This window comes from Pseudomonas sp. 2(2015), from assembly GCF_000955865.1.
GTDB lineage: Bacteria > Pseudomonadota > Gammaproteobacteria > Pseudomonadales > Pseudomonadaceae > Aquipseudomonas.
Window position 1 is genome coordinate 270,187 of record NZ_JYOF01000001.1, and the last position, 18,790, is coordinate 288,976.

Here is an 18,790-nt window from a genome sequence, read left to right on the forward strand (position 1 = left end):
GGCGCCCGCCCGTTCCACCTTTCGGAACCCGAACTATCTATGTCATCGCGTAAATTTGGTATCAACCTGGTAATAGTCATGGCTATCGCCGCGCTATTCACCGGGTTCTGGGCGCTGATCAACCGCCCGGTTTCCGCCCCCAACTGGCCGGAGCAGATTTCCGGTTTCTCCTATTCGCCGTTCCGCCAGGGCGAAAGCCCGCAAAAGGGCCAGTACCCCAGCGAGTACGAACTGCGCCAGGACCTCGAACAGCTCAGCAAGCTGACCGACAGCATCCGCATCTATACGGTGGAAGGTACCCAGGCCGAGATTCCGCGCCTGGCCGAAGAGTTCGGCCTGCGCGTGACCCTGGGGGTGTGGATCAGCCCGGACCTGGAGCGCAACGAACGGGAAATCGACAAAGCCATCGAACTGGCCAACAGCTCGCGCAGCGTGGTGCGGGTGATGGTCGGCAACGAAGCGCTGTTTCGCAAGGAAATCACCCCCGAAGCACTGATCCAGTACATGGACCGCGTGCGCGCGGCAGTAAAAGTCCCGGTGACCACCAGTGAACAGTGGCACATCTGGAAAGAACACCCGGAGCTGGCCAAGCATGCCGACCTGGTAGCTGCGCACATCCTGCCGTACTGGGAGTTCATCCCGATGAAGGATGCCGGCCAGTTCGTACTGGATCGGGCCCGCGATCTGAAGCAGCAATTCCCACGCAAACCGCTGCTGTTGTCTGAAGTCGGTTGGCCGAGCAACGGCCGCATGCGCGGCGGTGCCGATGCCACCCCGGCTGACCAGGCCATCTACCTGCGCACCCTGGTCAACAAACTCAACCGCCAGGGCTACAACTACTTTGTCATCGAAGCCTACGACCAGCCGTGGAAGGCCAGCGACGAAGGCTCGGTGGGTGCCTACTGGGGCGTGTTCAACGCTGCCCGCCAGCAGAAATTCAACTTCGAAGGCCCGGTGGTGGCCATTCCGCAATGGCGTGTGCTGGCGGTCGGCTCGGTGGTGCTGGCGATGCTCTCGCTGACCCTGCTGCTGATCGACGGCTCGGCCCTGCGCCAGCGCGGGCGCACCTTCCTGACCTTCATTGCCTTCCTCTGCGGTTCGGTGCTGGTGTGGATCGGCTACGATTACAGCCAGCAATACAGCACCTGGTTCAGCCTCACCGTGGGCTTTTTGCTCGCCCTCGGCGCCCTTGGCGTGTTTATCGTGCTGCTCACCGAGGCCCATGAACTGGCCGAAGCGGTGTGGATTCACAAGCGCCGCCGGGAGTTCCTGCCGGTGCAGGCCGACGCCGCGTACCGACCGAAAGTCTCGGTGCATGTGCCGTGCTACAACGAGCCGCCAGAGATGGTCAAACAGACCCTCAACGCCCTGGCCGCGCTGGACTACCCGGACTACGAAGTCCTGATCATCGACAACAACACCAAGGACCCGGCGGTCTGGGAGCCGATCAAGGCGCACTGCGAGATGCTCGGCGAGCGCTTCAAGTTCTTCCACGTCGCGCCCCTGGCGGGCTTCAAGGGCGGCGCGCTGAACTACCTGATTCCGCATACCGCCAAGGACGCCGAAGTGATCGCGGTGATCGACTCGGACTACTGTGTCGACCGCAACTGGCTCAAGCACATGGTGCCACACTTCGCCGATCCGAAGATCGCCGTGGTGCAATCGCCCCAGGACTACCGCGACCAGAACGAAAGCACCTTCAAGAAGCTCTGCTACAGCGAATACAAAGGCTTCTTCCATATCGGCATGGTCACCCGCAACGACCGTGACGCGATCATCCAGCACGGCACCATGACCATGACCCGCCGTTCGGTACTCGAAGAGCTGGGCTGGGCCGACTGGTGCATTTGCGAAGACGCCGAACTGGGCCTGCGGGTGTTCGAGAAAGGCTACTCGGCGGCGTATTCCCACGAGAGCTATGGCAAAGGCCTGATGCCCGACACCTTCATCGACTTCAAGAAGCAGCGCTTTCGCTGGGCCTATGGCGCCATCCAGATCATCAAGCGCCATGCCGCAAGCCTGTTGCGCGGCAAGGACTCGGAACTGACCCGTGGCCAGCGCTACCACTTCCTCGCCGGCTGGCTGCCGTGGATCGCCGATGGCATGAACATCTTCTTCACCGTCGGCGCCCTGCTGTGGTCGGCGGCGATGATCATCGTGCCGCAGCGGGTCGACCCGCCGCTGCTGATCTTCGCGATTCCGCCACTGGCGTTGTTCGTGTTCAAGGTCGGCAAGATCGTGTTCCTCTACCGCCGCGCGGTGGGCGTGAACCTCAAGGACGCCTTCGCCGCGGCCCTGGCGGGCCTTGCGCTGTCGCACACCATCGCCAAGGCGGTGCTGTACGGCTTCTTCACCAGCAGCATCCCGTTCTTCCGCACGCCGAAGAACGCCGACAGCCATGGCTTGCTGGTGGCGCTGTCAGAGGCCCGTGAAGAGCTGTTCATCATGTTGCTGCTGTGGGGCGCAGCGGCCGGGATCTACCTGGTCCAGGGCCTGCCGAGCAACGATATGCGCTTCTGGGTGACCATGCTGCTGGTGCAGTCGCTGCCCTACCTGGCGGCGCTGATCATGGCCATGCTGTCGTCACTGCCAAAGCCTGTGGATGCCGCGCAGCCGGCCCAGGCTTCCTGATCCCAGGGCTGCTTGCAGCCCATCGCTGGCAAGCCAGCTCCCACCTGCCGTCGTTGTGGGAGCTGGCTTGCCAGCGATAGGGCCCTGACAAACAGCGCAGATCCAAGGTCCTCAACCCCTGCTTTTGCTATAAGATAACCCCCCTCGAATTCGTGCCCTGCCTTGCCCCGGAGCTCCCCATGACGGCCCCAGCCGACCTCTCGCCTACCCTTGAACTGGCCTGCGACCTGATTCGCCGTCCGTCGGTTACCCCGCTGGACTTCGACTGCCAGAAACAGATGATGCAACGCCTGGGCGATGCTGGTTTCATGCTTGAGCCGATGCGCATCGAAGACGTCGACAATTTCTGGGCGACCCATGGCACCCAGGAAGGCCCGGTGCTGTGCTTTGCCGGCCATACCGATGTGGTCCCGACCGGCCCGGTGCAGGCCTGGCAGAACGATCCGTTCGATGCCCTGATCGATGCCGACGGCATGCTCTGCGGGCGTGGCGCGGCTGACATGAAAGGCAGCCTGGCCGCCATGGTAGTGGCCACCGAGCGCTTCGTCGCCGACTACCCCAACCATCGCGGCAAGGTCGCCTTCCTGATCACCAGTGATGAAGAAGGCCCGGCCCACCACGGCACCAAGGCCGTGGTCGAGCGCCTGGCCGCGCGCAACGAGCGCCTGGACTGGTGCATCGTCGGCGAGCCGTCGAGCACCAGCCTGGTCGGTGACGTGGTCAAGAACGGCCGTCGCGGCTCGCTCGGCGCCAAGCTCACGGTGCGCGGCGTACAGGGCCACGTGGCCTATCCGCACCTGGCCAAGAACCCGATCCACCTGGTCGCTCCGGCACTTGCAGAGCTGGCTGCCGAACACTGGGACGAAGGCAATGCGTTCTTCCCGCCGACCAGCTTCCAGATCTCCAACCTCAATTCCGGCACCGGCGCCACCAACGTGGTACCGGGCGAGCTGACCGCGCTGTTCAACTTCCGCTTCTCTACCGAGTCGACGGTCGAAGGCCTGCAGCAGCGGGTTGCCGCCATCCTCGACAAGCACCAGCTCGACTGGCACGTGGACTGGGCGCTGTCGGGCCTGCCGTTCCTGACCGAGCCGGGCGATTTGCTCGACGCAGTGTCGGCCAGCATCAAGGCGGTCACCGGCCGTGAGACTAAGGCATCGACCAGCGGCGGCACCTCCGACGGGCGCTTCATCGCCACCCTCGGCACCCAGGTGGTCGAGCTGGGCCCGGTCAACGCCACCATTCACCAGGTCAACGAGCGGATCCTGGCCAGCGACCTCGATGTGCTGACCGAAATCTACTACCAGACCCTGACCCGGTTGCTTGCCTGATGCTCACCTGCCCGATCTGCAGTGCCGCGCTGAGCACCCTCGCCAATGGCGTGGCCTGCCCGGCCGGCCACCGTTTCGACCGTGCCCGCCAGGGTTACCTGAACCTGTTGCCGGTGCAGCACAAGAACAGCCGTGACCCGGGCGACAACCAGGCCATGGTCGAGGCCCGCCGCGACTTTCTCAACGCCGGCCATTACGCCCCGGTGGCCCGCCGCCTGGCTGAGCTTGCCGCCGAACGCGCACCCGCGCGCTGGCTGGACATCGGCTGTGGCGAGGGTTACTACACCGCGCAAATCGCCCAGGCGTTACCCGAGGCTGACGGTTATGCCCTGGACATCTCCCGCGAGGCGGTCAAGCGCGCCTGCAAGCGCAACCCGGCGCTGACCTGGCTGGTGGCAAGCATGGCCCGGGTACCGCTGGCCGATGGCAGTTGCCAGTTCCTCGCCAGTGTCTTCAGCCCGCTGGACTGGCAAGAGGCCCTGCGCCTGCTGAGCCCCGGCGGCGGCCTGATGCGCGTCGGCCCGACCAACGAGCACCTGATCGAACTGCGCCACAAGCTCTACGATGAAGTGCGCGACTACAGCGACGACAAGCACCTGGCGCTGGTCCCCGAGGGCATGCACCACGCCCATAGCGAAACCCTGAAATTCCGCCTCAGCCTTGCCGATAGCAAGGCCCGCGCCGACCTGCTGGCCATGACCCCTCATGGCTGGCGTGCCAGCGCCGAGAAACGCGCGCGCGTCATCGACCAGGCCGAGCCTTTCGAGGTCACGGTATCGATGCGTTACGATTATTTTGTGCGCCAAGACTGAGCGCACCCGGAGCCCCTATGCGCCAACCCGATATCGAGATTTACCTGAAAGACGCCGAGGTCGACCACAAGCAGATCGCTGCCTGGCTCGGCGAAGCGCTTGGCCCGTGCAGCGACTGGCAGCAGAAAGGCCAGACCTACAAGTGCAGGGCCGGTAACATTCCAGTTACCTGGTTACCGAAGGCTGTGGGCAAATGGAACAGTCTTTACCTGGAGAGCGATCAGACCCCGTGGGATGATGACATTGCCTGCGCACGCGCAGCCTTTGCCGCGCTGAACGTCGAAGTGCGCTGTGCACCGGGCAGTTGGGTCGAGGAAGAAGGTGAAGAAGATGCCGATCGCTGGATCCGCATCAGTGCCGACGGTGAAGAGGAAATCACCTGGCGGACCAGCTGAAAACTGTCTTCGAAAAGGCCCGCCCCGGTCGTCCGGCGGCGGGCCTTTTCGCTGGAGGGCCCAGGCTCGAGGCTTGTGGCCCGGCGCTTACAGACCGACTACGTCTTCTGCCTGCAAGCCTTTCTGGCCCTGAGTCAGATTGTATTCGACCTGCTGCCCCTCGAGCAGGGTGCGATGCCCCTCCCCGCGGATGGCACGGTAGTGAACGAACACGTCCGCGCCACCTTCACGCTGAATGAAACCGTAACCTTTTGCGTCATTGAACCACTTTACACTTCCAGTCTCACGAGACGACATCTGCACTACTCCGGATTTTTATTTTGGAATCGCCTTGCATGCAGAGGGGTCACGGCCCCCTGCCGACGCAGCTTGCACAAATCTCTTGCAAGCGGCGGACCGAGTATATGACACACTTAAATTAATTTTCATGACCGGGGCGCTTTTTGCTGAACTTGCGCAGATACGGCACACTAGTCGACTGAGCAAATACTCAAAAATCTCATCCAGAGCACACACCGTATGACCCGTTCCCCCTTGCGCCGCCTGATCTTCGGCGCCCTGCGTCGCCTGTTGTACCTGTGGGTTCGCTCCGAGACCATCAACCAGTCATCCTTTACCCTGAACCTGGATCGCAGCCGGCCGGTGTTCTACGCCCTGCAGTCGCCGTCGCTCACCGACCTTGCGGTGCTCGATCGCGAATGCACCAAAGCCGGGCTGCCACGCCCGGTGCTGCCGGTCGCCGTCGGCACCCTGCACGAGCCGGCAGCGTTCTTCTACCTGACCCCGGAGCCCGACTGGCTCGGCCGCCAGGACAAGCGCGGCGCCCCGCCGACCCTGGCACGACTGGTCAACGCCATCAGCCAGCATGCCGAAGAAGACGCGCAGATCATCCCGGTCAGCGTGTTCTGGGGCCAGTCGCCGGCCAGCGAATCCAGCCCGTGGAAGCTGCTGTTTGCCGACAGCTGGGCGGTTACCGGGCGCCTGCGGCGCTTGCTCACCGTGCTGATCCTGGGGCGCAAGACCCGCGTGCAGTTCTCGGCGCCGATCCACCTGCGCGAGCTGGTGCAGCACAACAAGGGCCACGAGCGCACCGTGCGCATGGCCCAGCGCCTGCTGCGGGTGCACTTTCGCAACCTCAAGACCGCCGTCATCGGCCCGGACATCTCCCACCGCCGCAACCTGGTCAAGGGCCTGGTCCACGACCCGCTGGTGCGCCAGGCTATCGCCGATGAAGCCGAACGCGAGAAGATCCCGCTGGCCAAAGCCGAAGCCCAGGCCCTGCGCTACGGCAACGAGATCGCCTCGGACTACACCTACACCGCCATCCGCTTCCTCGAAGTGGTGCTGAGCTGGTTCTGGAACAAGATCTACGACGGCATCAAGGTCAACCACATCGAGCAGGTGCAGGGCATCGCCCCGGGCCACGAAGTCATCTATGTGCCGTGCCACCGCAGCCATATCGACTACCTGCTGCTGTCCTACCTGCTGTTTCGCAACGGCCTGACCCCGCCGCACATCGCCGCCGGCATCAACCTCAACATGCCGGTGATCGGCGGCCTGCTGCGCCGTGGCGGGGCGTTCTTCATGCGCCGCACGTTCAAGGGCAACCCGCTGTACACCGCGGTGTTCAACGAATACCTGCACACCCTGTTCACCAAGGGCTTCCCGGTCGAGTACTTCGTCGAAGGCGGCCGCTCGCGCACCGGGCGCATGCTCCAGCCGAAAACCGGCATGCTCGCCATTACCCTGCGCAGCTACCTGCGCTCCTCGCGCACGCCAATCGTCTTCGTGCCGGTGTACATCGGTTATGAACGGGTGCTCGAAGGCCGCACCTATCTGGGCGAGCTGCGCGGGGCGAGCAAGAAGAAAGAATCGATCTTCGACATCTTCAAGGTCATCGGCGCGCTCAAGCAGCGCTTCGGCCAGGTGGCGGTCAACTTCGGCGAGCCGATCCGCCTCGGCGCCTTCCTCGACCAGCAGCAACCCGGCTGGCGCGAACAGGAGCACGGCCCGCAGTTCCGCCCGGCCTGGCTCAACGAAACCACCTCGCGCCTGGGCGAGAAAGTCGCCCAGCACCTGAACGAGGCGGCGGCGATCAACCCGGTCAACCTGGTGGCCCTGGCGCTGCTCTCCACCAGCCGCCTGGCCCTGGACGAGCGCGCCCTGGCGCGGGTGCTGGACCTGTACCTGGCGCTGCTGCGCAAGGTGCCCTACTCGCCGCACACCACCCTGCCTGAAGGCGATGGCCTGGCGCTGATCAGCCACGTCAAGGGCATGGACCTGCTGGCCGAGCAAAGCGATGCGCTGGGCAAAATCCTCTACCTGGACGAGCAGAACGCCGTCCTGATGACTTACTACCGCAACAACGTGCTGCACATCTTCGCCCTGCCAGCCTTGCTGGCGAGCTTCTTCCAGAGCAGCTCGCGGATGAGCCGCGAACTGATCCTGCAGTACACCCGGGCCTTGTACCCGTACCTGCAATCGGAGCTGTTCATTCGCTGGGAGCTCGATGAGCTGGACGCGGTGGTCGACCAGTGGCTGGAGGCCTTCGTCGAACAGGGCCTGCTGCGCTTCGAGAACGGCGTGTACCTGCGCCCGGCACCGAGTTCGCGGCAGTTCGTGCTGCTGACCTTGCTGGCCCGGGCCATCACCCAGACCCTGCAGCGCTTCTACATGGCTACCGCGTTGCTGCTCAACAGCGGCCAGCACACCCTGAGCGCCGAAGAGCTGGAAGACCTGTGCGTGATCATGGCCCAGCGCCTGTCGATTCTGCATGGCCTGAACGCCCCGGAGTTCTTCGACAAGACCCTGTTCCGCCACTTCATCCAGACCCAGATCGAACAAGGCGTATTGCGCCCGGACAGCAACGGCAAACTTGGCTACCACGAAAAACTCAGCGAACTGGCCGAGGGCGCGGCCAAGCGCGTGCTGTCGGCAGAGGTGCGCCTGTCGATTCGCCAGGTCGCCCTGCAGCGCAGCGAAGAAGCCACCGAAACTGCGGTATAGGCCATACTGGCCAGTGCCTTTGGAGCAACACGAATCGAACCGCCTGGCGACCGCAACCGCGGCGCCGGCGCTAAGGAGCTACTGATGAAAAAACTGTCCCTGATCCTTCTTGGCAGCCTGCTGGCCGCGTGCAGCAGCACCCCTGAAGCCCCCAAGGCCAGCCTCGACGGCGAGGTCTTCTACCTGCAACGCATCGCCCTGCCGCCCGCCGCCACCCTGAGCGTGGCCCTGCAGGACGTGTCGCTGATGGACGCCCCCGCCGTTACCCTGGCCAGCCAGAGCGGCCCGGTCAAAGGCAATGTGCCGCTGCCCTTCCACCTGAGCTACGACCCGGCCCAGGTCAAGCCCGGCCACCGCTATGCAGTGAGCGCGCGGATCGAACTGGACGGCAAGCTGCTGTTCATCAACACCGAGCACCATGGCGTGCAACTTGATGGCAACGACCCGCAGCCGGTACGCATCAAGGTCGATGCCGTTCGTTGATTGATTGTTTTTCCTTCGTATAAGGATGCTGCCATGTTCCGCCCCGCTCTAACCTTCACCGGCCTGTGCGCCGGCCTGTTGCTGTCGGCCAGCGCCCTGGCGCTGTCGCTCGGCGACCTCTCGCAAAAAGATGCCTCCACCGGCCTCAAAGACGCCCTGACCCAGGGTGCCCAGGTAGCGGTGAAACAACTGGGTACCCCGGGTGGCTTCAGCAATAACCCGGATGTGCGCATCGAACTGCCCGGCAACCTGGGCAAAGTCGCCAAGAAGATGAAAGCCTTCGGCATGGGCGCCCAGGTCGATCAGCTGGAAACCAGCATGAACAAGGCCGCCGAGGCCGCCGTGCCGCAAGCCCAGGCGCTGCTGGTGGATGCCGTGAAGAAGATGACCGTGGACGATGCCAAGGGCATCCTCAGCGGCGGCAACGACTCGGCTACCCAATACCTGAGCAAAACCAGCCGCGAGCAGATCCGCGCCAAGTTCCTGCCGATCGTCAAGAAAGCCACCGACCAGGTCGGCCTGGCCCAGCAGTACAACACCTTCGCCGGGCAAGCAGCGACCCTGGGCGTGCTCGATGCCAAGAACGCCAACGTCGAAGGCTACGTGACCGAACAAGCGCTCAACGGCCTGTTCGAGATGATTGCCAAGCAGGAAGAAACCATCCGCCAGAACCCGGCGGCGGCAGCTACCAGCATTGCCAAGAAGGTGTTTGGCGCGCTGTAAGCGCCAGCTACAAGCTTCAAGCGGTAAGCCACAAGCAGTGTGAACAGCACCTCTTGCAGCTTGCCGCTTGTAGCTCTCAACTGCTCTTTCTGACCCTGAACCACGCCGCATACAGCGCCGGCAGGAACAACAGCGTCAACGCCGTCGCCACGATCAAGCCACCCATGATCGCCACCGCCATCGGCCCGAAGAACACGCTGCGTGACAGCGGGATCATCGCCAGCACCGCCGCCAGGGCGGTCAGTACGATTGGCCGGAAGCGCCTTACTGTCGCCTCGATAATCGCCTGCCAGCGGTCCAGCCCGGCAGCGATGTCCTGCTCGATCTGATCGACCAGGATCACCGAGTTGCGCATGATCATCCCCGACAGGGCGATGGTCCCGAGCATCGCGACAAAACCGAACGGCTGGCGGAACACCAGCAGGAACAGGGTCACGCCGATCAACCCCAGGGGCGCGGTGAGGAACACCATCACCGTGCGCGAGAAGCTGCGCAGTTGCAGCATCAGCAGGGTCAGGACCACGACGATGAACAACGGCACCCCGGCGTTCACCGATTTCTGCCCGCGAGTGGAGTCCTCCACTGTGCCACCCACGTCCAGCAGGTAGCCATCGGGCAGCTCGGCACGTATTGGGTCCAGGGTCGGCAGGATCTGCTTGACCAGGGTGACCGGCTGTTCCTTGCCATAGATGTCGGCGCGCACGGTGACGTTGGGCAGGCGGTTGCGGTGCCAGATCACGCCTTCTTCAAAGCCGTATTCCAGGGTTGCCACCTGCGACAGCGCCACACTGCGGCCATTGTCGGTAGGCACCGCCAGGCTCGGTAGGTTGGCAAGCTCGCTGCGCTCCTGCTGGGTACCGCGCAGGAGGATCTCGATCAGCTCGTTGTCCTCGCGGAACTGGCTGACCGCCGAGCCGGTCAGCGAGCTTTGCAGGAACTTCGCCAGGTTCGCCGTGCTCACCCCCAGGGCGCGGGCGCGGTCCTGGTCGATGTTCAGGTAGACCACCTTGCTCGGCTCTTCCCAGTCCAGGTGAACGTTGACCACGTGGGGGTTCTCGCGCACCTTGGCGGCCACTTTGCGGGCCAGGGCACGCACCTGCTCGATGTGCTCACCAGTGACCCGGAACTGTACCGGGTAACCCACCGGCGGGCCGTTTTCCAGGCGCGTGACCCGCGAACGCAGGTCGGGGAACTGCTCGTCGAGGGTTGCGATCAGCCAGCTACGCAGCTGTTCGCGCTCCTCGATGGTTTTCGCCAGCACCACGAACTGGGCGAAACTCGGCGCCGGCAGTTGCTGGTCGAGTGGCAAGTAGAACCGCGGCGAGCCGGTGCCGACATAGGCCACATAGTTGTCGATGCCGGCGCGTTCCTTGAGCAGCGCTTCCAGGCGCTTGACCTGATCGGCGGTGTTGCTCAGCGAGGCGCCTTCGGCCAGCTTCAGATCGACCATCAGTTCCAGGCGCCCGGAAGCCGGGAAGAACTGCTGGGGCACGAAACGGAACAGCAAGATGCTGCCGACAAACAGCGCGATGGTCGCCACGATCACCGTCTTGCGCCGCTCCACGCACCAGCCCACCAGGCGCCGCACGCGCTGGTAGAACGGCGTGCCGTAAGGGTCAGGGCCGCCTTCGGCGGTGCCGTGCTTGGCCGCATGCAGCTTGGCCAGGTCAGGCAACAGGCGCTCACCCAGGTACGGCACGAACACCACCGCGGCAACCCAGGAGGCGAGCAAGGCGATGGTCACCACCTGGAAGATCGAACGGGTGTATTCACCCGTGCCGGATTGCGCGGTGGCAATCGGCAAGAAGCCTGCGGCGGTGATCAGGGTGCCGGTGAGCATCGGGAAGGCGGTGCTGGTCCAGGCGTAGCTGGCGGCCTTGAACCGGTCGAAACCCTGCTCCATCTTGATCGCCATCATCTCCACGGCAATGATCGCATCATCCACCAGCAAGCCCAGGGCCAGCACCAACGCGCCGAGGGAGATCTTGTGCAAACCGATGCCGAAGTAGTACATGGCGGCAAAGGTCATCGCCAGCACCAGCGGAATGGCCAGGGCCACCACCAGGCCGGTGCGCATGCCCAGCGAGAAGAAGCTCACCAGCAAGACAATGGCCAGCGCTTCAACCAGCACCTGAACGAACTCGCCGACGCCGGTCTTCACCGCCGCTGGCTGGTCGGAGACCTTGCGCAGCTCCATGCCGGCCGGCAGGTTGTGGGCAATGCGGGCGAACTCGGTTTCCAGCGCCTTGCCCAGCACCAGAATGTCACCGCCAGCCTTCATCGACACCGCCAGGCCGATGGCGTCCTCGCCCATGAAGCGCATGCGCGGCGCGGGCGGATCGTTGAAGCCCCGGCGCACCTCGGCAACATCGCCGATACGGAAAGTGCGGTCACCGACCCGGATCGGGAACTGCTGGATCTGCTCGACCGTGGTAAAGCGCCCGCTGACCCGCAGTTGCAGGCGCTCGCTCGGCGTCTCGAAGAAGCCTGCGGTGCTCACCGCGTTCTGTTCTTCCAGCGCCTGTTGCACCGCTGCCAGGGGCAGGCCGAGGGTGGCCAGCTTGAGGTTGGACAGCTCGATCCAGATCTTCTCGTCCTGCAGGCCAAGCAGCTCGACCTTGCCGACATCCTTGACCCGCTGCAACTGGATCTGCACGCGGTCGGCGTAGTCCTTGAGCACGGCGTAATCGAAGCCGTCACCGGTCAGCGCGTAGATATTGCCGAAGGTGGTGCCGAACTCATCGTTGAAGAACGGCCCCTGGATACCCTGCGGCAAGGTGTGGCGGATATCGGCAACCTTCTTGCGGATCTGGTACCAGAGCTCGGGGATATCGGCCGAATGCATCGAGTCGCGGGCCATAAAGGTGACCTGCGATTCACCGGGCCGCGAGAACGAGACGATCTTCTCGTACTCGCCGGTTTCCATCAGCTTCTTTTCGATACGCTCGGTGACCTGGCGCGAGACTTCCTCGGCGCTGGCCCCTGGCCAGTTGGTGCGAATGACCATGGCCTTGAAGGTAAAGGGCGGGTCTTCGCTCTGCCCCAGCTTGGTGTAGGACAGCGCGCCGACCACAGCCAGCAAAATCATCAGGAACAGCACGATCTGCCGATTGCGCAAGGCCCAGGCGGAAAGGTTGAAACCCATCGGGACTTACTCCTTGGCCGCCAGATTCACCACACGATTGGACCGGTCCACCGGACGAACCTGCTGCCCTTCCTGGAGCACATGCACGCCGGCCGCCACCACCCAGTCCGAGGCATTCAGGCCTTCGAGCACCGGCACGCTGTTTTCACCGTAGGCACCCACCCGCACCGGTACGCGCTTGAGGGTGTTGTTGGCATCGACACGCCAGACGTAGGTCTGGCCGTTTTCTGCGGTCAGCGCCGAGAGCGGCACCGCCAGGGGAATGTTCTCGGCGTGCTGGATGTACACCCGGGCGCTTTGCCCAAGCTCGGCCGGCACCTTGCCGGCGGTAAAGGCGATGCGCGCAGCGAAGGTTCGCGAGCGCGGGTCGGCCGAAGGCGACAGTTCGCGAATCCGGCCATTGAAGCGTTGATCCGGTTGCGACCAGAGCTCCACCGCCACCGTCTGGCCGACCTTGAAGCGGCCAAAATTCTGCTCAGGCAGGCCGATCAGCACTTCGCGCTCGCCATCGGCGGCCAGGGTGAACACTGTCTGCCCCGCAGCCACCACCTGGCCCACCTCAACCTGGCGCTTGGCGATCACGCCGTCCTGGGACGCGCGCAGTACGGCATATTCTGCCTGGTTGCCGGCGACGTCGAACTCGGCGCGCACTTGCTTGAGCCGGGCCAGGCCAGCACGGTAGAGGTTTTCGGCGTTGTCGTATTGCGAATGGCTGACCATCTGCCGGTCGAGCAGGGTCTTGTAGCGGTCGCGCTCGGCCTTGACCAGGTTCAGGTTGGCTTCGGCAGCGGCCAATTGGGCACGGCTGGCTTCCAGTTGCAGGCGCACATCCTGGGGGTCGAGTTCGGCCAGTGGCTGTTCGGCCTTGACCCGCTGCCCCTCCTCGACCAGGCGCTTGCTGACCTTGCCACCGATGCGGAACGCCAGCTCCGGCTCGAAGCGCGCACGCACCTCGCCGGGGTAGCTGTCGGCGGCGGCGCTGGCCGGCTGCGGCTGCACCACCATGGCCGGACGAAGGGAAGTCTGCGGTGCGCTTTCCTGCCCGCAGGCAGCAAGCAACAGCACGAGACCAACGGGCAAAGCGAGGGGCAAGGCATGGCGCAACATGATGGATGACCTTTCGCGAATGGCGCTTTGAATATTTATACTGGCGGGTATATTAAATCAGGGAACCGGAGCGGGGAAGCAGGCCTGCGCGAGAAATCCCATATTTACGCCGGGAGCAGCGCGTCGATTTTTGCCCGCCGAAATGCCGGTCGCGATGTACCATGTGCACTTACTGGAATATGTAACTTTTCACTCATGCCCAAAGTCACCGCTGCTACCGGCCCCGGCCGGCCCAAGGACCTGGCAAAACGCCAGGCCATTCTCGAGGCAGCCAAGGCGCTGTTTCTAACCCTTGGCTATGCCAACACCAGCATGGATGCGGTCGCGACAGCGGCAGGTGTGTCAAAACTCACGGTCTACAGCCACTTTACCGACAAGGAGACGCTGTTCTCTTCGGCAGTGGTCGCCACCTGCACGGCGCAGTTGCCCGAGCTGATTTTCGAGCTGCCTGAAGGGGTACCGCTGGAACAGGTGCTGCTGAAGATCGGTCGCGGCTTTCAGGCGCTGATCAGCAGCGACCTGTCGGTCAAGCTGCACCGGCTGATCATGGCCCTGGGCAATCAGGACCCGAAACTCAGCCAGATCTTCTTCGAGGCCGGCCCGTTGCGGGTGCTGCACGAGATGGAGGCGCTGCTGCGCCAAGTGGATGCCCGCGGGCTGCTGCGCATTGAATTGCCGGCCAACGCCGCCGAGCACTTCTTCTGCCTGCTCAAGGGCGCGGCCAACTTCCGCCTGTTGCTCGGCTATGCCCCGGCGCTGGATGCCGAGGCCTCCGAAGCCCATGTGCAAGAAGTGGTGGCGCTGTTCATGCGCGCTTACCGACCTTAAGCCTTGAGGGCTTTTTTCGGATAGATGTCGTAGCGGCTGGATTTGCCTTCCAGGCAGTGGCTGGGCTTGGGCCCGTCGATGATCGGCGCCTTGCGCGGGCGCTTGACCACCACCCGGTGGCTGGCCAGGGCCAGGGCGGCTTCGAGCAGCGCCGGGGCGTCGAGGTCGTCACCAACCAGCGGGCGGAACACGCGCATTTCCTTTTTTACCAGGGCGCTCTTGTCGCGATGAGGGAACATCGGGTCGAGGTAGATCACCTGCGGCGGCTCACCCTGCCAGGTGCGCATACGCTCGATGGCATTGCCGGTGAGCAGTTGCATGCGCGCAACGATCGGGCCCACCTCGGCATCGCTGCGGGCGCGGGCCAGGCCGTCTTCGAGCAAGGCCGCGACCAGCGGCTGGCGCTCGATCAGGGTCATCTGGCAACCGAGGCTCGCCAGCACGAAAGCGTCCTTGCCCAGCCCCGCCGTGGCATCGAGCACCTGCGGGCGCACGCCCTGGGCGACGCCCACGGCCTTGGCGATCATCTGCCCGCTGCCGCCGCCGAACACCCGCCGGTGCGCCGCCGCGCCTTCGACAAAATCCACCCGCACCGGCCCCGGCGCCTGCGCACCGAGCTGCTGGATCTGCAGGCCATCGGCGCCGATCTGCACGGCAAAGCCTGCATTGTCATCGCTCAGCGGCAATCCCAGACGCCGCGCCCACTCGCCAGCCTGGGCCTGATAATCGGCCGTCAATGCCTCGACCCGGATGCCGCCGTCAGCCAGTTGCTCCACCATCAAATCCTGTACTCAAAAAAATTAAATGATCGTCGGCCGCGGCCGATATACGAAGTATTCGCTATTTTGCCAGACCAGCACCCTCTGCGACTGCCATGACCGACATTCTTCAGCTCAACTCAGGTTATATCTCGCCCGTCGGCGACTATGGCCGGCACAATACCCAGGCACTGGGCGGCGTCAGCCACCTGTGGCAGGATTTTTTTGCCCGCGCCCTGGCTGAGCAGCAAGGTCAGGAGGACGCGGCCAAGGCCGTGGCCACCGAGCAGTTCGACAAAGTCACCGGCGAGCCGCTGGGCGGCAGCCAGGTGCTGGCGCAGATCCACAACCAGCGCCTGTGCGATGTGCACGACACCGAACTGGCCCCGCCAGAGCCGCTGTTCCTGCCGATCGCCGAGCTTGAGCCGCAGCTGCTGGAAAAACTCGCGCCGCCGTTCAGCGCCGCCGAACTCATCGAGCAACAGCGCCAGCTGGATATCAGCAACACCTGGGTACGCCCGGTAGTCATGAGCCAGGGCCACCCGCTGCCCGCACCCGGCCCGGCACCACAGGCCAAACCGTTGTACCTGCCGATCGCCGAGTTCGAGATGGACCTGCTGGACAAGGCGCCGGAGCCCTTCGACGACGCCACCATGGCCGTGCAGCAATCGCAGCTGGACTTCGACAACCGCTGGGCTCGCCCGGTGGTGCTGAACAACGTGCGCATCGCCGCCTGAGCCTTAGCGGCAGATCTGCCAGAAGCCCATGTCCAGGTGAAAGTGATTGCGGTGTGCGGCGTTGTACTCAGGCCCCAGCACCGTGTTGAAACTGTCGCAGGCACTGGCGTGCACATCCCTTAAAAACTTCGCTTTGACGCCCTCCCCCGGCCAGTCCTTGAGCAACTGGATACGCTGCCCGTCCGCCAGGCGAAAGCCGGCGATATCCAGGGCATTGGCCGTGGCGTGCTGGCTCAGGCGGCCATTCTTGCGGTTGTACATGTTGCGACAGGCAAAGCTGCCCAGGTGATCGACCTGCACCACCGGCTGGGCAAAGGCGCGCTGTGCCGCCGGTTGCAGAGCGTGGCGCTCGAACAGCGCATAAGCCACCGCCAAGGGGCAACTGGCGAGAAAGCTGCTGCTCAGGCGCACCGACGAGCCTTCGACGCGCACCACGTTTTCCAGGGGGCACGGCGCATTGGCGGGGCTGTCGGCCTGTTTGCGGTAGCGCAGGCTGGAGGTGGCCAGGGCCTGCTCGCACAGCTGCGGATCATCCTCAAGGCGGCCCAATTTATACGGCGTAAGCAGGTTCGGCGGCTGGCGCACATCCAGCACCGCCCAGGGGTTCCAGGCATCCGGCAGATGCCAGCCCAGGCGCCAGGCAGCGCCCAGTGCAACAAACAGAATCAGACACAGTACCGCGAGCAATCCTTTGCGCATGGTCGATCAGCGCCTGAACAATGCATTGAGCTGGTCGAACGACAGCGCCTGGTCGGCGTAGTCAAAACAGCCTTGATCATGAATCTGCTGCGCAGCGTTGAAAAACGCCCCATAGGCGGCCCGCGCCAGCGATGAGCCGACGCTGATGCGCTTGACCCCCAGCGCTTGAACGTCGGCAAAACTCAAGCGCACACCGCTCAGGCCCATCAGCACATTGACCGGCTTCGGCGCCACCGCCTGGACCACCCGGCGGATCTCCTCGGCCGTGCGCAAGCCCGGCGCATACAGCACATCGGCACCGGCTTCGGCGAAGGCCTGCAGGCGGGCGATGGTGTCGTCCAGGTCCATGCGCCCGTGCAGCAGGTTTTCCGCGCGGGCACAGAGCATGAACGGAAAGTCCAGGCTGCGCGCGGCGGTGACGGCCGCCTCGACCCGCTCCACGGCGTGATAGAAGCTGTAGATTGGCTCGTCGGCATTGCCGCTGGCATCCTCGATCGAGCCGCCCACCAGGCCAATGGCGGCGCCCTGCAGGATCGCCTCGGCGCAACCCTTGGGGTCGTCGCTGAAACCATTCTCAAGGTCGGCAGCCACCGGCAATGCCGTGGCATCGACAATGGCGCGGGCATTGACCAGGGTTTCATCCAGGCTCATCGCCCCTTCGGCATCTGGCCGCCCCAGGGAGAACGCCAGGCCGGCGCTGGTGGTGGCCAACGCCTCGAAGCCGAGGCTGGCCAGCAGCTTGGCCGAGCCGGCATCCCAGGGGTTGGGAATGACAAAGGCGCCATCGCGCTCATGCAGGGCTTTGAAGGCTTCGGCACGCAGGGTTTGCACATCCATGATCTCGGCTCCCGGGCAGGCGGCAGGACGCGCTCAGAGCAGGCCGAGTTGTTCGGCTTCTGGCGTGCGGTCCAGTTCAGGCAAGGCCGCAAGCCCCGGCAGGCGCTCCATCAGGCCTTGATGAAAACGCCGGGCCAGGGCGGCGGCCAGGCGGTTGTCGGCAGTATGCAGGAAAACATAGGGGCTGCGCCCCTCCTCGATCCAGGCCGCGACCTTGTCCAGCCACGGCAGCAGAAACGGCTCGTTGGCGGCCAGCTCCGGGTGGCCGATGAAGCGGATCTGCGGGTGCTGGGTAAAGGCGGTCGGGCGAGGCGGCACGCGCGGCTTTTTCGACTGGGCGTGGAGCACCTCGGGCGTCTGTGAAGTACAACTGAACAACGCGCGAGGGTCGAGACAGATGCGCTCCACACCACGCTCAAGCAGCAGGCGGTTGAGCAGGCGCTCTTCCTCGCCCTTGCTGAAGAATGCCGCATTGCGCACCTCCACGGCGATGGGTACGCCAGCTTCGTCGATAAAGCTCACTAGCTCGCTCAGGCGCGCCGGGCCGAAGGTTGCCGGCAACTGCAGCCAGTACGGCGCAACCCGTGCGCCAAGGGGCTTGAGCAATTCGATGAAGGACTGGGCGGCGGCCAGTTGAGCGTGCAGGTCACCGCTGTGGCTGATGTCGCCGGGGAACTTGGCGGTGAAGCGAAAGTGCGCCGGCATCAGCTGCGCCCAGCGTTCGATGGTCGCCGGTGCCGGGCGGGCATAAAAGGTGGTGTTGCCTTCTACGGCATTGAAGACCTGGCTATACAGGCCGAGGAAGTCGCTGGTTTTAGCCTCGGCCGGGTACAGGTACTCGCGCCAGGCGTTTTCACTCCAGGACGGACAACCGACAAAATAGGGCAGCGTGGACAGACTCATCCATCAAATGTACAGGTCCAGCCCCAGTACTTCCATCTCCCAGTCAACGAAACCGGCAGTGGTCAGGTAGCTGGCCAGGGCATGGGCGGTGCGCTTGTTGCGCGCCCGCGGGAAGATCATGTCCTGAGGCCGCGCCGGCAGGCCGCCAGTGCGCGCCTGGCCGTGGCTGGCGCTGGCTTGCGCCTGTACTTCGAACTCGCCCGGCAGATCTTCGTCGTCCACGTCATCGGTACGTACCGGCGCTTTGCGCGGGGCTCGCTTGATGGGGTAGGACTGAGAAGAAAAACCGTCTATGCGCATGGCGATTACTCAGGAGCAGTGATGGCAATTTAGCAGCATCGCTGATCCTTCGCTAATGCCCGATTGATAACTGGACCACAGATCGGGCAAAAGGT

General features: G+C 64.1%; 17 protein-coding genes. 9 read left to right on the forward strand and 8 right to left on the reverse strand.

Annotated elements, in window-relative coordinates; genetic code table 11:
• Positions 1–39: 39 nt before the first annotated feature.
• The 4 genes from UB48_RS01340 (at position 40) to UB48_RS01355 (ending at position 5,169) form a co-directional block, all read left to right on the forward strand.
• A complete protein-coding gene (locus UB48_RS01340; protein ID WP_045193642.1) occupies positions 40–2,631 on the forward strand; it encodes a glycosyltransferase in 2,592 nt (863 codons plus the stop codon).
• Between the two features lie 179 nt (positions 2,632–2,810).
• Positions 2,811–3,962: a succinyl-diaminopimelate desuccinylase gene (dapE, locus tag UB48_RS01345; RefSeq protein WP_045193644.1), complete on the forward strand. Its 1,152-nt coding sequence runs from the start codon at positions 2,811–2,813 to the stop codon at positions 3,960–3,962.
• On the forward strand, positions 3,962–4,774 hold the full coding sequence (locus UB48_RS01350) for a putative RNA methyltransferase (RefSeq protein ID WP_045193645.1): 813 nt from the start codon (positions 3,962–3,964) through the stop codon (positions 4,772–4,774). Before dapE ends, UB48_RS01350 begins: the two co-directional genes overlap by 1 nt.
• Positions 4,775–4,791: 17 nt before the next feature.
• Positions 4,792–5,169: a hypothetical protein gene (locus UB48_RS01355; protein ID WP_045193646.1), complete on the forward strand. Its 378-nt coding sequence runs from the start codon at positions 4,792–4,794 to the stop codon at positions 5,167–5,169.
• Between the two features lie 87 nt (positions 5,170–5,256).
• Here UB48_RS01355 and UB48_RS01360 read toward each other — a convergent pair whose 3' ends face one another.
• Positions 5,257–5,466 (reverse strand): cold-shock protein, encoded by a 210-nt coding sequence (locus UB48_RS01360; RefSeq protein ID WP_038996759.1) that lies wholly within the window; start codon positions 5,464–5,466, stop codon positions 5,257–5,259.
• Between the two features lie 222 nt (positions 5,467–5,688).
• Between UB48_RS01360 and plsB the strand changes: the two genes are divergently transcribed.
• From plsB to UB48_RS01375, 3 genes are all read left to right on the forward strand, one after another.
• Positions 5,689–8,175 carry a glycerol-3-phosphate 1-O-acyltransferase PlsB gene (gene plsB / locus UB48_RS01365; protein ID WP_045193647.1) on the forward strand — a complete coding sequence of 829 codons (2,487 nt, stop codon included), beginning with the start codon at positions 5,689–5,691 and terminating at the stop codon, positions 8,173–8,175.
• A gap of 84 nt (positions 8,176–8,259) precedes the next feature.
• A complete protein-coding gene (locus UB48_RS01370) occupies positions 8,260–8,658 on the forward strand; it encodes a YbaY family lipoprotein (protein WP_038996762.1) in 399 nt (132 codons plus the stop codon).
• Between the two features lie 33 nt (positions 8,659–8,691).
• The gene (locus UB48_RS01375) at positions 8,692–9,381 is read left to right on the forward strand and encodes a DUF4197 domain-containing protein (protein WP_045193648.1); all 690 of its coding nucleotides are present in this window, start codon (positions 8,692–8,694) and stop codon (positions 9,379–9,381) included.
• A gap of 76 nt (positions 9,382–9,457) precedes the next feature.
• Here UB48_RS01375 and UB48_RS01380 read toward each other — a convergent pair whose 3' ends face one another.
• Together UB48_RS01380 and UB48_RS01385 are read right to left on the reverse strand one after the other, a co-directional pair.
• Positions 9,458–12,526, reverse strand: a complete 3,069-nt coding sequence (locus tag UB48_RS01380; protein ID WP_045193649.1) for an efflux RND transporter permease subunit — start codon at positions 12,524–12,526, stop codon at positions 9,458–9,460.
• 6 nt (positions 12,527–12,532) lie between these two features.
• Entirely contained in the window at positions 12,533–13,633 is a 1,101-nt protein-coding gene (locus UB48_RS01385; RefSeq protein WP_045193650.1) for an efflux RND transporter periplasmic adaptor subunit, read from the reverse strand.
• 195 nt (positions 13,634–13,828) lie between these two features.
• Between UB48_RS01385 and UB48_RS01390 the strand changes: the two genes are divergently transcribed.
• Positions 13,829–14,461, forward strand: coding sequence for a TetR/AcrR family transcriptional regulator (locus tag UB48_RS01390; RefSeq protein ID WP_045193651.1), 633 nt, complete (start codon positions 13,829–13,831; stop codon positions 14,459–14,461).
• Here UB48_RS01390 and UB48_RS01395 read toward each other — a convergent pair.
• Positions 14,458–15,240, reverse strand: coding sequence for a class I SAM-dependent methyltransferase (locus UB48_RS01395; RefSeq protein ID WP_045193652.1), 783 nt, complete (start codon positions 15,238–15,240; stop codon positions 14,458–14,460). The genes UB48_RS01390 and UB48_RS01395 overlap by 4 nt on opposite strands.
• Before the next feature lie 95 nt (positions 15,241–15,335).
• Between UB48_RS01395 and UB48_RS01400 the strand changes: the two genes are divergently transcribed.
• Positions 15,336–15,956: a hypothetical protein gene (locus UB48_RS01400; protein WP_045193653.1), complete on the forward strand. Its 621-nt coding sequence runs from the start codon at positions 15,336–15,338 to the stop codon at positions 15,954–15,956.
• A gap of 3 nt (positions 15,957–15,959) precedes the next feature.
• On the opposite strand, the gene UB48_RS01405 is transcribed toward UB48_RS01400, so the two are convergent.
• The 4 genes from UB48_RS01405 to UB48_RS01420 are packed head-to-tail and all read right to left on the reverse strand — an operon-like array spanning position 15,960 to position 18,695.
• Complete coding sequence (locus UB48_RS01405) at positions 15,960–16,643, reverse strand: extensin family protein (protein ID WP_045193716.1); 684 nt, start codon at positions 16,641–16,643, stop codon at positions 15,960–15,962.
• Positions 16,644–16,661: 18 nt separating this feature from the next.
• Positions 16,662–17,492: an oxaloacetate decarboxylase gene (locus UB48_RS01410; protein ID WP_045193654.1), complete on the reverse strand. Its 831-nt coding sequence runs from the start codon at positions 17,490–17,492 to the stop codon at positions 16,662–16,664.
• 33 nt (positions 17,493–17,525) lie between these two features.
• Positions 17,526–18,395, reverse strand: a complete 870-nt coding sequence (locus UB48_RS01415; RefSeq protein ID WP_045193655.1) for a DUF72 domain-containing protein — start codon at positions 18,393–18,395, stop codon at positions 17,526–17,528.
• Positions 18,396–18,398: 3 nt separating this feature from the next.
• Positions 18,399–18,695 (reverse strand): hypothetical protein, encoded by a 297-nt coding sequence (locus UB48_RS01420; RefSeq protein WP_045193656.1) that lies wholly within the window; start codon positions 18,693–18,695, stop codon positions 18,399–18,401.
• Positions 18,696–18,790 lie beyond the last annotated feature (95 nt).

What these genes read in the sequence shown, in the direction of transcription:
- UB48_RS01375 (WP_045193648.1), top strand. Translation starts at nt 8,692, where the DNA reads ATGTTCCGCCCCGCTCTAACCTTCACCGGCCTGTGCGCCGGCCTGTTG.
- UB48_RS01395 (WP_045193652.1), bottom strand. Translation starts at nt 15,240, where the DNA reads ATGGTGGAGCAACTGGCTGACGGCGGCATCCGGGTCGAGGCATTGACG.
- UB48_RS01360 (WP_038996759.1), bottom strand. Translation starts at nt 5,466, where the DNA reads ATGTCGTCTCGTGAGACTGGAAGTGTAAAGTGGTTCAATGACGCAAAA.
- plsB (WP_045193647.1), top strand. Translation starts at nt 5,689, where the DNA reads ATGACCCGTTCCCCCTTGCGCCGCCTGATCTTCGGCGCCCTGCGTCGC.
- dapE (WP_045193644.1), top strand. Translation starts at nt 2,811, where the DNA reads ATGACGGCCCCAGCCGACCTCTCGCCTACCCTTGAACTGGCCTGCGAC.
- UB48_RS01340 (WP_045193642.1), top strand. Translation starts at nt 40, where the DNA reads ATGTCATCGCGTAAATTTGGTATCAACCTGGTAATAGTCATGGCTATC.
- UB48_RS01390 (WP_045193651.1), top strand. Translation starts at nt 13,829, where the DNA reads ATGCCCAAAGTCACCGCTGCTACCGGCCCCGGCCGGCCCAAGGACCTG.
- UB48_RS01410 (WP_045193654.1), bottom strand. Translation starts at nt 17,492, where the DNA reads ATGGATGTGCAAACCCTGCGTGCCGAAGCCTTCAAAGCCCTGCATGAG.
- UB48_RS01400 (WP_045193653.1), top strand. Translation starts at nt 15,336, where the DNA reads ATGACCGACATTCTTCAGCTCAACTCAGGTTATATCTCGCCCGTCGGC.
- UB48_RS01355 (WP_045193646.1), top strand. Translation starts at nt 4,792, where the DNA reads ATGCGCCAACCCGATATCGAGATTTACCTGAAAGACGCCGAGGTCGAC.
- UB48_RS01420 (WP_045193656.1), bottom strand. Translation starts at nt 18,695, where the DNA reads ATGCGCATAGACGGTTTTTCTTCTCAGTCCTACCCCATCAAGCGAGCC.
- UB48_RS01415 (WP_045193655.1), bottom strand. Translation starts at nt 18,395, where the DNA reads ATGAGTCTGTCCACGCTGCCCTATTTTGTCGGTTGTCCGTCCTGGAGT.
- UB48_RS01350 (WP_045193645.1), top strand. Translation starts at nt 3,962, where the DNA reads ATGCTCACCTGCCCGATCTGCAGTGCCGCGCTGAGCACCCTCGCCAAT.
- UB48_RS01370 (WP_038996762.1), top strand. Translation starts at nt 8,260, where the DNA reads ATGAAAAAACTGTCCCTGATCCTTCTTGGCAGCCTGCTGGCCGCGTGC.
- UB48_RS01385 (WP_045193650.1), bottom strand. Translation starts at nt 13,633, where the DNA reads ATGTTGCGCCATGCCTTGCCCCTCGCTTTGCCCGTTGGTCTCGTGCTG.
- UB48_RS01380 (WP_045193649.1), bottom strand. Translation starts at nt 12,526, where the DNA reads ATGGGTTTCAACCTTTCCGCCTGGGCCTTGCGCAATCGGCAGATCGTG.